The sequence below is a fragment of the Parasphingorhabdus sp. genome, assembly GCF_048269915.1.
Taxonomy (GTDB): Bacteria; Pseudomonadota; Alphaproteobacteria; order Sphingomonadales; family Sphingomonadaceae; genus Parasphingorhabdus.
Genome location: NZ_JBLWTY010000002.1, coordinates 638,905 through 651,536, shown reverse-complemented (window position 1 = coordinate 651,536; position 12,632 = coordinate 638,905). Strand labels below are relative to the sequence as shown.

The 12,632-nt window shown below is 54.9% G+C and carries 17 protein-coding genes; 14 read left to right on the top strand and 3 right to left on the bottom strand.

Annotated features, from left to right (window positions below; genetic code table 11):
* Window positions 1-8 precede the first annotated feature (8 nt).
* Entirely contained in the window at window positions 9-1,472 is a 1,464-nt protein-coding gene (gene ffh, locus ACN0WX_RS08100) for a signal recognition particle protein (RefSeq protein ID WP_417621778.1), read from the bottom strand.
* Between the two features lie 259 nt (window positions 1,473-1,731).
* On the opposite strand from ffh, the gene ACN0WX_RS08095 reads away from it, so the two are divergent.
* The 5 genes from ACN0WX_RS08095 to ACN0WX_RS08075 all read left to right on the top strand — a co-directional run bounded on the left by ACN0WX_RS08095 (window position 1,732) and on the right by ACN0WX_RS08075 (window position 7,124).
* Entirely contained in the window at window positions 1,732-3,420 is a 1,689-nt protein-coding gene (locus ACN0WX_RS08095; RefSeq protein ID WP_417621777.1) for a putative bifunctional diguanylate cyclase/phosphodiesterase, read from the top strand.
* A 71-nt stretch (window positions 3,421-3,491) separates the two neighbouring features.
* Window positions 3,492-4,298: a diaminopimelate epimerase gene (dapF, locus tag ACN0WX_RS08090; protein WP_417621776.1), complete on the top strand. Its 807-nt coding sequence runs from the start codon at window positions 3,492-3,494 to the stop codon at window positions 4,296-4,298.
* Complete coding sequence (gene mtaB, locus ACN0WX_RS08085) at window positions 4,295-5,560, top strand: tRNA (N(6)-L-threonylcarbamoyladenosine(37)-C(2))-methylthiotransferase MtaB (protein WP_417621775.1); 1,266 nt, start codon at window positions 4,295-4,297, stop codon at window positions 5,558-5,560. Before dapF ends, mtaB begins: the two co-directional genes overlap by 4 nt.
* On the top strand, window positions 5,557-6,489 hold the full coding sequence (gene ftsY / locus ACN0WX_RS08080; protein ID WP_417621774.1) for a signal recognition particle-docking protein FtsY: 933 nt from the start codon (window positions 5,557-5,559) through the stop codon (window positions 6,487-6,489). The genes mtaB and ftsY overlap by 4 nt, the downstream gene beginning before the upstream one ends.
* Window positions 6,486-7,124 carry an inner membrane-spanning protein YciB gene (locus ACN0WX_RS08075; RefSeq protein ID WP_417621773.1) on the top strand — a complete coding sequence of 213 codons (639 nt, stop codon included), beginning with the start codon at window positions 6,486-6,488 and terminating at the stop codon, window positions 7,122-7,124. The genes ftsY and ACN0WX_RS08075 overlap by 4 nt, the downstream gene beginning before the upstream one ends.
* A 22-nt stretch (window positions 7,125-7,146) precedes the next feature.
* Here the strand turns inward: ACN0WX_RS08075 and ACN0WX_RS08070 are convergent, their stop codons facing one another.
* Window positions 7,147-7,752 carry a superoxide dismutase gene (locus ACN0WX_RS08070; protein ID WP_417621772.1) on the bottom strand — a complete coding sequence of 202 codons (606 nt, stop codon included), beginning with the start codon at window positions 7,750-7,752 and terminating at the stop codon, window positions 7,147-7,149.
* 180 nt (window positions 7,753-7,932) lie between these two features.
* Between ACN0WX_RS08070 and ACN0WX_RS08065 the strand changes: the two genes are divergently transcribed.
* A complete protein-coding gene (locus tag ACN0WX_RS08065) occupies window positions 7,933-8,496 on the top strand; it encodes a urate hydroxylase PuuD (protein WP_417621771.1) in 564 nt (187 codons plus the stop codon).
* Window positions 8,497-8,542: 46 nt separating this feature from the next.
* Here ACN0WX_RS08065 and pspF read toward each other — a convergent pair whose 3' ends face one another.
* Entirely contained in the window at window positions 8,543-9,589 is a 1,047-nt protein-coding gene (gene pspF, locus ACN0WX_RS08060; RefSeq protein ID WP_417621880.1) for a phage shock protein operon transcriptional activator, read from the bottom strand.
* A gap of 161 nt (window positions 9,590-9,750) precedes the next feature.
* On the opposite strand from pspF, the gene ACN0WX_RS08055 reads away from it, so the two are divergent.
* The 8 genes from ACN0WX_RS08055 (at window position 9,751) to ACN0WX_RS08020 (ending at window position 12,616) form a co-directional block, all read left to right on the top strand.
* Complete coding sequence (locus ACN0WX_RS08055) at window positions 9,751-9,924, top strand: hypothetical protein (RefSeq protein ID WP_417621770.1); 174 nt, start codon at window positions 9,751-9,753, stop codon at window positions 9,922-9,924.
* Window positions 9,925-10,073: 149 nt separating this feature from the next.
* The gene (gene pspA, locus ACN0WX_RS08050) at window positions 10,074-10,748 is read left to right on the top strand and encodes a phage shock protein PspA (RefSeq protein ID WP_417621769.1); all 675 of its coding nucleotides are present in this window, start codon (window positions 10,074-10,076) and stop codon (window positions 10,746-10,748) included.
* On the top strand, window positions 10,748-11,056 hold the full coding sequence (gene pspB / locus ACN0WX_RS08045; RefSeq protein ID WP_417621768.1) for an envelope stress response membrane protein PspB: 309 nt from the start codon (window positions 10,748-10,750) through the stop codon (window positions 11,054-11,056). The genes pspA and pspB overlap by 1 nt, the downstream gene beginning before the upstream one ends.
* Window positions 11,053-11,436 carry an envelope stress response membrane protein PspC gene (pspC, locus tag ACN0WX_RS08040; protein WP_417621767.1) on the top strand — a complete coding sequence of 128 codons (384 nt, stop codon included), beginning with the start codon at window positions 11,053-11,055 and terminating at the stop codon, window positions 11,434-11,436. The genes pspB and pspC overlap by 4 nt, the downstream gene beginning before the upstream one ends.
* Before the next feature lie 23 nt (window positions 11,437-11,459).
* A complete protein-coding gene (locus ACN0WX_RS08035) occupies window positions 11,460-11,759 on the top strand; it encodes a hypothetical protein (protein WP_417621766.1) in 300 nt (99 codons plus the stop codon).
* Window positions 11,759-12,088: a hypothetical protein gene (locus tag ACN0WX_RS08030; RefSeq protein WP_417621765.1), complete on the top strand. Its 330-nt coding sequence runs from the start codon at window positions 11,759-11,761 to the stop codon at window positions 12,086-12,088. The genes ACN0WX_RS08035 and ACN0WX_RS08030 overlap by 1 nt, the downstream gene beginning before the upstream one ends.
* Window positions 12,089-12,098: 10 nt before the next feature.
* Window positions 12,099-12,362 (top strand): hypothetical protein, encoded by a 264-nt coding sequence (locus ACN0WX_RS08025; RefSeq protein ID WP_417621764.1) that lies wholly within the window; start codon window positions 12,099-12,101, stop codon window positions 12,360-12,362.
* Complete coding sequence (locus tag ACN0WX_RS08020; protein WP_417621763.1) at window positions 12,362-12,616, top strand: hypothetical protein; 255 nt, start codon at window positions 12,362-12,364, stop codon at window positions 12,614-12,616. Before ACN0WX_RS08025 ends, ACN0WX_RS08020 begins: the two co-directional genes overlap by 1 nt.
* Window positions 12,617-12,632 lie beyond the last annotated feature (16 nt).

Sequence of the window (12,632 nt, the reverse complement as noted above, 5' to 3'; positions counted from 1 at the left end):
AACTGTTGTTACTTCTTCTTGTTCAATAAATTCGCCAGATCGGGTGGAAGACCGCCGGGAGACATATCGGGAAGGCCTGGCATTCCGGCCATGCCGCCATCCTGCCCCCCCATGCCGGCACCAGCGGCGCCACCGCCGCTGCCAAACATCGACATCAACCCCTTGATGCCACCCATCTTCTTGATGCGCTTCATCGCCTTGGCCATTTCCTGATGCATTTTGAGCAGCTTGTTGACGTCCTGCACCGTGGTACCGGAACCAATTGCCACCCGCCGCTTGCGCTTGGCATTGAGCAGACCCGGCCGGGTCCGTTCTTCCTTGGTCATCGAACCGATGATGGCATCCATCCGGACCAGAACCTTCTCGTCCATTGCGCCGCCCGCCATCGCCGCTTTTGCCTTTTTCATGCCGGGCATCATCGAGGCGAGCGCGCCGAGGCCGCCCATTTTGGTCATTTGCCGCAATTGGGAGCGCAGATCGTTGAGATCAAACTGGCCCTTGAGCATTTTCTCGGCGAGCGCTTCGGATTCTTCCTTGTCGACAACCTGCGCCGCTTTTTCGACCAGGCTGACCACATCGCCCATGCCGAGAATACGGCCGGCAACGCGTTCGGGGTGGAATTCCTCGAGCGCATCAATCTTCTCACCGACACCGACAAATTTGATCGGCTTGCCGGTAACCGCGCGCATCGACAGCGCCGCACCGCCGCGCGCATCACCGTCCATCCGGGTGAGAACAACACCACTCAGATCGACCTGATCAGAGAAATTCTGCGCGACATTGACCGCATCCTGCCCGGTCAAAGCATCGACCACCAGCAGGATTTCCTGAGGCTGGGAGATATCAGCAACCGCCTTCATCTCGTCCATCAATTGCTGATCGACATGGAGCCGTCCGGCGGTATCCAAAAGCAGGACATCAAAGCCCTGCAATTTGGCGGCCTGCAGAGCGCGCTTGGCAATTTCTACCGGTTGCTGGCCGGTGACAATCGGCAAGGTGGCGGCGTTTATTTGCTCGCCCAGTACCGCCAATTGCTCCTGCGCTGCTGGACGATTGACGTCGAGCGAGGCCATCATGACCTTCTTGTTTTCTTTGTCTTTCAGCCGCTTCGCGAGCTTTGCTGTCGTGGTCGTCTTACCGGAACCTTGCAGGCCGACCATCATCACAATGGCTGGCGGAGCAACCGAAAGGTTGAGCTCACTAACCTCTGCGCCCAGCATTTCGGTCAGGCCATCATTGACGATCTTGACCACTTGCTGGCCGGGTGTCACCGATTTCAGTACCGACTGGCCGACAGCCTGCTCGGTTACCTTCTCGACGAAATCCTTGACCACAGGTAGCGCTACATCAGCTTCAAGCAGGGCGATCCGCACCTCCCGCATCGCGCCGCGAACATCCTCTTCACGCAACGCACCACGGCCGCGCAGCTTGTCGAAAACTCCGCCAAGGCGGTCGCTTAACTTATCAAACATGTTTCCGCCTTTCCTACCTCAAAAGGCCAGTTTCCCAGCCAACGCAAAAAACGCCGGTGGGCGAAACCTCGCTGACCGACGTGTGAGTTTTTCAAACTCTAAACTGAACTGGCAACATATATATCGCCGCTTTCCCGTCGGCTGTTAGTCGAGTGCGGGCAATATCGCAAGTCCGGATTTGCCAAAATATAAACTGATTTTAACCAGAAATTGAGAAACGCACGTCTAAGGGCGAACGATAACAGTAGGAAAAACGACGATGGCTCAATCAACGGCCGATAATAATGTCGGGTTGAAGACCAAAAGACATAAAAAGACGGGGTACAAGCTGTCCGCAGGGCGCGATGCGCTGACCGGCATCGTCGTAATATTGTCTATCCTCATGTTCGTGGGCACCGGTGGCACCGTGGTATCAGATGCCATCGCATCGCTCTCTGGAAAAGCCACGAACACTGATAATGTCCTGGTTTCGGCCTTTTTGCTGAACATTGCGCTGATCCTTTTCGGCTGGCGCCGTTACAAAGATCTTTCCATCGAAGTTGAAGAACGCGCCACTGCGGAACAACTTGCCCATTCGCTCGCGGTGACCGATCCACTGACCGGTTTGCTGAATCGCCGCACCATCGGTGAAAAGACAGCCGAGATGATCAGCACCTCGCAACGAAAGCAGAAGAGCATCGCATTTTTCATGCTCGATCTCGACAATTTTAAAAATATCAACGATGTCCACGGTCATAGCGCTGGCGACGCCGTACTCAAACAAGTGGCAACGCGAATCTCGAGGATCGTCCCGCCCAATAATCTGCTGGCGCGCCTCGGTGGTGACGAATTTGCCTGCGCGTTTATTTTTGATCCGGACCGGCCAGAAATTGTCGACAAGATTGCGGCGGATCTGATTGACGCCATCGCTTTGCCGATCATTGAAAATGGCGTCCAGCTTGTCGTCACCACATCGATCGGGATGGCCCGCTACGACCTTGAATCGGAAGGCGTTGATGTCCTGATGCGACGGGCCGATATCGCCATGTACTGCTCAAAAAAGCAGGGTCGAAACCGTTATTCCTGGTTCGACGCCAATATGGAACAGGAACTGCAGACGCGCAGCATGCTCGAATCGGGCATGCGGACGGGCATTCCCCAAGGCGAATTTGTACCTTATTATGAACAGCAGATCGACCTCGCGACCGGAAAACTAGCCGGCTTCGAAATGCTTGCCCGCTGGGAATCTCCGACCCAGGGCCTCATCTCTCCGCAAATATTCATCCCGATTGCCGAGGAAACCGGCATGATTGGCGATCTCTCGCTCAGCGTGATGAGACAGGCGTTTGAGGATGCCAAGGACTGGAATACAGGCCTGACTCTCTCGGTTAATATTTCGCCGGTGCAGTTGCTTGATCCATGGCTTGCCCAGAAAATTGTCAAGTTGCTCGTCGAAACCGGTTTTCCACCAAACCGTCTGGAAATAGAAATTACGGAAAGCTCGCTGTTTGAAAATCTCAGCCTGGCACAATCGATTGTTGGCAGTCTGCAAAATCAGGGCATCAGAATTGCACTGGACGATTTCGGCACCGGTTACGGATCGCTGGCTCATTTGCGCGCCCTGCCCTTTGACCGGATCAAAATCGATCGCAGCTTCGTGACCTCGATAGTGGAAAATCCGGAAAGCAAGGCAATCGTCAAGGCAATCACTGGGCTGGGGCAAAGCCTTGGCATGCAGATTACGGCGGAAGGTGTAGAAGACAAGGAAACCGAAAACGAACTCCGCGAAATCGGCTGCGCCAAAGGTCAGGGTTGGTATTATGGACGTCCCCTGACGGTCAGGCAGACGCGGGAAGTTCTAGCCGAACGCAATCTGCTTTCCGTTGCTAAAACGGAAGAAACACCGGCACCACAACCGGAGACAAATGACTCGGCAAGCGGAGAGACTGTTCAGAAAAACGCGGTGTAGAGCTGGTTTCTGACGGTCACAGCAACCCGAATTGCTGGACTCCCGGGAAGGGCATCCCTAAATCGCCTGTCATGACGACAGGACGCTTTCATAAAATGCACGGTCTCGGCAATGATTTTGTCATTATCGACGCACGCGAGCGCCCACTGCAACTCTCCGGGGCAATGGTTGCGGCCATCGCCAACCGGCACAACGGGATCGGTTGCGACCAGCTAATCGTCCTGCATCCCTCGACTCAAGCCGACGTCAAAATGCAGATTTTCAATGCTGACGGCGGTGAAGTCGAAGCCTGTGGCAATGCTTCCCGCTGCGTCGCCAAATTGATCGGTGACGAAACCCGGATCGAAACCGCAGGCGGCATCATCATTGGCAATGCCACCGAAGACGGGGCTGTTGTCGATATGGGTGTGCCCCGGTTTGAGTGGCAGGCGATCCCGCTCGGCTATGCAATGGATACGATGGAAATGCCGGTAGGCTGGGAAGATTTGCAGAATCCGGCTGCGGTCAATGTCGGCAATCCGCATGTCATTTTCTTCGTCGAGAATAGCGCGGCCGTGGAACTCGATCGGCTGGGGCCGACGATCGAAGTGGATCCGCTATTCCCGCAAAAAGTAAATGTGAATGTCGCCGATATCCAGGATGGCGTCGTCAACCTCCGCGTCTGGGAGCGCGGTGTAGGCCTGACCCAGGCATGTGGTACCGGCGCCTGTGCAACGGCGGTAGCCGCGATCCGGCGCGGGCTTGCCAAAAGCCCTGTTCAAGTAAATTTACCGGGCGGATCGCTTGTCATCAGCTGGGAAAAAGGAAAATCGATCCGGATGCAGGGCCCGACAACCTATGTTTTTTCCGGCGAGGCCGACTGGAAGCAGTTTGCATGACCGCACCGGAAATGATCAGCATGGGGTGTCGGCTCAATATCGCAGAAAGCGAGACTTTACGGCAGAATCTGGCAGCCGCCAATATCGACGGCGCTAATCTGGTGATCGTCAACAGTTGCGCGGTGACCAACGAAGCGGTTCGCCAGACCAGGCAGGCCATCCGGCGGGCAAAAAAAGACAATCCGGAAAAGAATATCATTGTCACCGGATGCGCCGCGCAGGTTGATCCGGCGATGTTTGCGGACATGCCGGAGACCAGCGCCGTGGTTGGCAATATCGACAAATATGACGCGGCAAATTTCAAACTCGGCCTGCAAAGCAATCGGCCGGACATCCGGGTGTCGGATATCATGCAGCTCACCGAGACCGCGCCGCATATGGTTAGCGCCTTTGCCGACCGGTCGCGGGCCTTTGTCGAAATCCAGAACGGCTGCGATCATCGCTGCACCTTCTGCATCATCCCCTATGGCCGGGGAAACAGCCGGTCGGTGCCTGCGGGCGAAATAGTCAGCCAAGTGCAGGCGCTTGTCGATCAGGGCTTCCAGGAAGTGGTCCTGACCGGAGTGGATGTGACCAGCTATGGACCGGATCTGCCGGGCGAGCCGACTCTGGGCATGCTGGTCGAAAGAATTCTGAAACTCGTCCCCGGCTTGCCACGGCTCCGGCTCTCGTCGCTCGATGGCATCGAGATAGACGAACGGTTGTTCGACCTGCTCACCGGTGAACAGCGGCTGATGCCGCATGTCCACCTGTCGCTCCAGTCGGGTGACGATATGATCCTGAAACGGATGAAGCGGCGGCACAGCCGCGAACAGGCGATTGCTCTGGTTGAACGGCTGAAATCCAGACGGCCTGAAATTGCGATCGGCGCCGATATCATTGCCGGCTTTCCGACCGAAGATGACAGGATGTTTGCCCATAGCCAGGCCATCATCGACCAATGCGATGTTGTTCATGGCCATATTTTCCCCTATTCGCCGAAACAGGGCACGCCAGCGGCGAAAATGCCGCAAGTGGAAGGGCATGTGATCAAGGAAAGAGCGAAAATATTGCGCGAAACAGTCAATAAACGTGTTCAAAAATGGCGGCTGTCGCTGATCGGTACAAAGCAGAATGTGCTCGTGGAAAATAGCGGTGACGCGGGATATGCAGAGAATTTTGCGCGCATCCAGCTGGACGTTCCAGTCGGCAAAGGGCGTGTAATTCCCGTGAAGGTCACCGGAATCGAGAATAAACAACTGATTGGCAGAGTACAGGCGTGACCGAGAATAATAATAGTTGGAAAAACCGCCTGTTCGGCGGGTTGAGCAAAACATCGTCCCGGCTGACCGAAAATCTGACCGGCCTGGTAACCAAGGCCAAGCTCGACGAAGCCACGCTCGACGATATCGAGGATGCACTGATCATGTCGGACCTCGGTCCCGCCACAGCAGCGTCTATCCGGGAAAAGCTTGCGGTTGAGCGGTTTGAAAAAGGCCTCAGCGAGCAAGCGGTAAAGGAAATTATCCAGCGTGAGATCGCCGCGATACTGGAACCCGTTGCTATCCCTCTCGAAATCGATGCCTTTCCCCGTCCGCAAGTGATCCTGGTTATCGGGGTCAATGGCTCGGGCAAGACCACGACCATCGCCAAACTGGCCCATCTGTTTCTCGAGCAGGATTATGGCGTCATGCTGGCCGCTGGCGATACGTTTCGGGCAGCCGCCATCGGCCAGCTCCGGGTCTGGGCCGAACGACTGGGTGTTCCCTTCATCAGCGGTCCGGAAGGCGGCGACAGCGCCAGCATTGTCTATGAAGGCGTGAAACAGGCCACGGGAACGGGTATCGATGTGTTAATTGTCGATACAGCCGGACGGTTGCAGAACCGAACCGAGTTGATGGATGAACTGGACAAAATCCGGCGCGTGCTCGGTCGGCTCAACCCGGCGGCGCCGCATGATGTTGTGCTCGTACTGGATGCGACGACCGGGCAGAATGCCTTGTCACAGATTGAAGTATTCAAGGACGTCGCCAAGGTCACCGGCCTGATCATGACCAAGCTCGACGGCACCGCGCGGGGCGGCGTTCTGGTGGCGGCGGCAAAACAGTTCGGGATGCCGATCCACGCCATCGGGGTCGGGGAAACCATAGAAGACCTGCGGCCGTTCAATGCGGATGATTTGGCAGCAGCCATAGCCGGGATAGAAAAATGACAGAAGCGACAGCCATTGAGGAAATTCCAAAAGAGCATCGAGGCCTGAGCTTTGCGCTCGACTTCGGGCCGCTGCTGATCTTTTTTCTGGTCTATAAATTCGGCGCGCCGGAAGGCAATCCGATTACCGCAGCTGTTTACGGCACCGTCGCCTTCATGGTCGCGATTGTCATCGCGATGATCGTTTCGAAATGGAAGCTGGGCAAGGTTTCGCCGATGATGTGGATGTCCGCCATCCTGATTCTCGGGTTCGGCGCCCTCACCATCTATTTCAATGACCCGCGCTTCATCCAGCATAAGCCGACGATCATATACGCCGGCTTTGCGGCCATATTATTCGGTGGATTGCTGCGCGGCAAGGCAATGCTGAAGAGTCTTCTGCAGGCAGCTTTTGAAGGATTGTCCGACGAAGGCTGGCTGAAATTGTCGCGCAACTGGGCGTTGTTTTTCGTGGCGATGGCCGTAATCAACGAACTGATGGTCGCGACATTGAGCTTCGACTGGTGGCTGACAATCAAGGTGTGGGGCGTAACCACCGCATCCTTCATTTTTGCGATGTCGAATATTCCGATGCTGATGAAGCATGGCTTCTCGGTCGAAGAAAAGCCGCGCCCTGACGGTCAGGACGCGGCCTAATCTCCTTAGCGCTGCTTAGCGCCTAGCCCTGATCGGCACGGCTGACGCCGTCGCCATCGAGGTTCAGGGCAACAAAGTCCCAGTCGATTGCATTGTCGAGCAGCGCAGAAACATAATCGGGACGCGCATTCTGGTAATCCAGATAATAAGCATGTTCCCAGACGTCGAGAGTCAGCACAGGCTGGACGTCATGATCAACCGGGGTATCGGCATCATGATAAGATGTGATTTTCAGTTCGCCCTTGTCCAGCACCAGCCATGCCCAGCCACTGGCAAAATGGCCCGTCGCCTCGTCCTTGAACTTTGATTTAAAATCTTCAATCGAACCAAAGGTCGTTTCCAGCCGGTCTTTCAGTTCGCCGGTAATTTCCTTTTTTTCGGGCGAAAGGCAGAGCCAGTAGAAACTGTGGTTCCAGACCTGAGCAGCATTGTTGAAGAGACCACCGTCCGCTGCGACAATGATTTCCGAAAGCTTTTTGCCTTCATAATCCGTGCCTTTAATCGCGTCATTGGTCTTGCTGACATAAGCATTATGATGCTTGCCGTGATGATAGTTGAATGTTTCTTCGGAGATCAGGTCTCCAAAGGCGGTTTTCGCATAGGGAAGCGGGGGAAGTTCGAAAGCCATTCTAAATTTTCTCCATTTTGTCGAGACGTAACCCGTCAACGCATCATTGCCGAGAAAGATGCAAGAAAAATTATCCTTTCCGGCACTCTTTGGCCGTCGAAACCATTTTATCGTGACATCTGCAAGGCACGCGCATAGAGTTAAGCCCTTGTTACAATATAGCTCTTTGGGGGATGCGAAATGGCAAAATTTTTTGGAAACTTAAATGCGGTGATGATTGTCAGCCTGTTGCTGACAATCGCGGTAATGCTGGGGCTGCACCCCGGCGAAGTGACCGCCAATTCGGTAATGCGCTGGGCGCACCTGTTCTTTGGCGTGTTGTGGATCGGTCTGCTTTATTATTTCAATTTTGTGCAAGTCCCGCAAATGCCGAATATTCCGGATGCGGCCAAGCCTGCGGTATCCAAGCACATTGCACCGGCGGCGCTATTCTACTTCCGCTGGGCAGCCCTGTTCACGGTGATCACAGGCCTGCTGGTAGCCTATCTTTCCGGCTATGTGCATCAGGCGATGGTGTTGCAGGGACCTTATCGGATGATCGGCATCGGCATGTGGATCGCGATCGTCATGGCGGCGAACGTCTGGTTCATCATCTGGCCGAACCAGAAGAAAGTGCTTGGCATTGTGGAAGCCGATGCGGATGCGAAAGCTGCAGCCGGCAAAATGGCGATGATGGCATCGCGCACCAACACCTTGCTGTCCTTGCCAATGTTCTACACAATGGTCAGCTTCAACGGCGGCTGACGTCCTTGAACAAAGCAAGAAAAAGGGGCCGCATGGCCCTTTTTTTTTATGAGCCCAAGAGGTCGTGCCGCTTCAACGAATGGCGCAACTGGTCATAGGTCAGATTCAGCGCCTTGGCAGTCTGGCGCTGATTATAACGTGACTTGGCGAGCGCCGTCTCCAATATCCGCTTTTCAAAGGCCTCGACCGCCTCTTTCATATCATCAACCTCATCCAGAGCCGGAGTGACGGGAACCGGTTCGGTTGCCGCTGCCGGGATATTCCCGGCTTGCGGTTCCGACGGCTCGCTTTCAGCCTTGACCGGCTTTTCTCTCGGTTTCCAGGGAGATTTGAAGGGATCGAATACGACATGATCAACCGGGATAGTATGGTCATTCCATTGATAGACAGCCCGTTCGATAACATTGCGCAATTCGCGGACATTGCCCGGCCAGTCATGCCGGTTGAGAGCCTCGGACGCGAGATGCCCGAAACCCGGCCAGGAAGGCCATTCCAGTTCTGCGGCCATTCGTCGGCCAAAATAGTCGGCCAGAACGGGGATGTCCCCTTCCCGCACGCGCAACGGCGGCAAAGTTACAACTTCGAACGACAGGCGATCGAGCAAATCCGCCCGAAATCTATTCTCTTCTGCCATTTTTGGCAGATCGGCATTGGTCGCTGCGACGATGCGAACGTCTACCCGCTGGGGCCGGGAGGACCCAATCCTAGTGATTTCGCCATATTCAACCGCCCGGAGCAGCCTTTCCTGCGCGCCGCTCGACAGCGTGCCCAGTTCATCGAGAAACAAGGTCCCGCCGTCCGCTTCCTCAAACCGCCCTGCCCGCGCCTTGGTGGCGCCGGTAAAGGCTCCGGCTTCGTGACCGAATAATTCTGCTTCGATGAGGGTTTCAGGCATGGCCGCGCAGTTGAGCGTTATGAACGGACCATCCCACCGCAAACTCAGGCGGTGAAGCCGCTCCGCGATCAGCTCCTTGCCGGTTCCTCGTTCGCCGACTACAAGAACCGGACGGTGCAAGGGCGCCGCCCGGCTGGCTTTTTCCACCGCATCAAGGAAAGCCCCCGATTCACCGACAAATTGACCTTCTCGCTCCATGGCCAACATATAGCGCAAATTCCTATTAAATAGCAATTAATACTATATCACGAGATCGTCGAAAATTATAATTTCCTTATTTTCTCGATAGTTAATCAAGTTGGCACGGCTTCTGCAATGTTAGTTTCAGATAGGAAACAAACCGCATTTTGGAGGAAAACATGTCAGCACTGAAAATGAGCCGCACCGATATTTCCGCGATCATCTCGATTCTGCTTTTCGGCATAACGATCCTGATCAGCGCTGTCGGCCCTGCGCAGGCTGAAGGCGCGATGGCGAATAACGAAACCGCTTCCCCAGCTGTCAGCTTCATTAACCTGGGTTATAGAGCATGACAGACGAAACGGTCGGGACCCCTTCTTTTCCCCTTGCCGAAGTCAGGTCCCGGCCACCTTTCGAAATTCAACCGGTTGATGTAGAACAGACGCGGAGCGAAGGCTCGAACAGGTTCACACACAACCATAGACGTAACCGGAGTATGTACATGGCAGGTATTTTTTCAAGAACACGCGACATCATCGCCGCCAATGTGACCGACATGCTGGACAAGGCGGAAGACCCGTCAAAAATGATCCGCATGATCATTCTGGAGATGGAGGAAACGCTTGTCGAAGTCCGTGCTTCCGCCGCTCGCACCATTGCCGACCAGAAGGAAATGCGCCGGCATATCGACAAGCTCGATCATCTCACCGATGACTGGAGCGAGAAAGCCCAGTTGGCGCTGTCCAAGGATCGCGAAGATCTTGCGAAAGCCGCATTGGTCGAAAAACGCAAGGCTGCCGATATGGCGGATCAGCTCAAGGCTGAAATCCAGATTCTCGATGACGCGCTCCGGGCATCCGAGGGTGATATCGCCAAGCTGCAGAAAAAGTTGCAGGAAGCGCGCTCCCGCCAGAGCAGTCTGGTCAATCGTCTGGAAAGCGCAGAAAATCGCGTAAAGCTCCGCGAAATGTACAATGGCGACAAGGTGCAGGATGCTTTCTCGCGGTTTGAATATCTCGAACGCCAGGTCGATTTCGCCGAAGGCCGCGCCGATGCGCTCAGCATGGGCGGAGAACCGCAGAGCCTTGAAAATCAGATCGCCGCGCTGGAATCCAGCGACAAGGTCGATGCAGAATTGGAAGCCATGAAGGCAGCCATGAAAAAGGGAGATGCATAATGCAGGAAGAGCTCATCATTATTCCCATCGTAATGGGGACATTGTTTATTGGCTTGCCATGGTTGATTTTCCACTATGTGACCAAATGGAAAACCGCCGCAACGATCACGAACGAAGATGAGAATCTCCTGGAAGAGTTGCACCATATGGCACGCCGTCTGGATGACCGGATGGAAACCATCGAGCGGATCATGGCAGCGGACAACCCCGATTGGCGGCAATCCGCGCTTCCCCCTTCAAAGGCAGACGCAGCTCCTTCGCTCGAAAATTTTGACGAATTGCTGACAAAAGAAAGGCACCCATCATGAGCTCCTCTCGCACGAAATTCTATCTCGACAAGCAGCGCGCGAAATGGAGCGGTGTCTGCGCCGGGATTGCCGACTACACCGGGATCAATGTCGCCTGGGTCCGCCTGGCAGCGATCATCGCAACGGTGACCTTCGCTTTCCCGTGGACGCTCATCGCCTATTGGATCGCGGCCAGAATATCTGAACCGAAACCGATCGGTATGTATCTGAGCGACCCGGAAGACACGAAATTCTGGCAGGGCGTGCGCCAGTCACCGCGCCGCACTACTCGCGATATCAAATCGCGGTTCCGGGAAATCGACCGCAAACTGGCTGACATGGAGCTCTACTACACCAGCAAGAACACGACGCTGTCCAACGAAATCGAAAATCTGCGCTAGGCGCCGGAACAGGGAGAATAGATATGAATTTCGGTAGTCCCGAATTTGTTATCGCCATCATCGCCGTCAGTTACGGAGGATGGATCATCAACAACTGGATCAGAGCCAAACATGGCTATGAACTGGAAGATGAATGGGGCGGGAAATCGTCCAGAAAAAATCCCGATGACCAGCGCAAGATCGAATTGCTTTCGCATGAAAACGAAGAACTGGTCGGCAAGATCGACAGGTTGCAGGAGCGGCTCCAGGTGCTCGAACGGATCGCCACCGATCCGGCGAAACGGACCGCTGACGAAATTGAAGCGCTCAGGGAGAAGAATTGATGGCACCGGATAAAGTAGCCCTGTTCGCCGAACTGGCTCCGATGCTGGCCGTAGGCTGTATCGCGATCACGGTTGGCTGGGTCGCCACGACCTGGATGCGGATCAAGAACGGCTATCCGCTGGAAAACCAATGGGGCAAAGCTGTCTATCCAAAAACCGATCAGGAGGCCGTAGAGCGCGTCAAGTTGCTGACCAATGAAAATGCCGAGCTACGCGCCGAAATCGGTTCGATGAAAGATCGGCTCGCCAATGTCGAGCGGATCGTCACCGACGACAGCCACCGGCTGACCCAGGAAATCGAGCAGTTGCGCGACAAGCGGACCAACTGAAGGAAGAATCATGCCGATTGAATATATGGTCCTGATGCTACCTTTTGCGGGAATGGCGATCGGTGTTTTTGCGATCTGGACAAACCATCAACAGAAAATGATGGACAAGCAGGCAAAGATATCGGCGGAAAAAGCGGCGCAATATGCTGTCGTCAACCAGGACCTCGAACAGCGTGTGCGGGTTCTGGAACGGATCGTCACCGACAAGGGATTCGATGTGTCGATGCAGATCGAGGATTTGCGCGACAACTCCGAAAAGAAGGAACTCAACTGATGGGTTTTGAATTTGCACTTCTCATTCCACTCGCTCCATTTGCGCTCGGCGCGTTTTGGATATGGACGCGTCACCAGAGCAAAATGGCCGAAAAATACGGACATCTGCCCAAGGGTATCGACTCCGATACCGACCGGATGCGCGAGGAGCTGAAATATCTGAAGGAGCGCGTGGCGGTGCTGGAGCAAATTACCACCGACGGCCACAGCACCAAACAACTGGAAAGTGAAATCGAACAATTGAGAGATCGCTGAGCCGGTCGATCTGGAG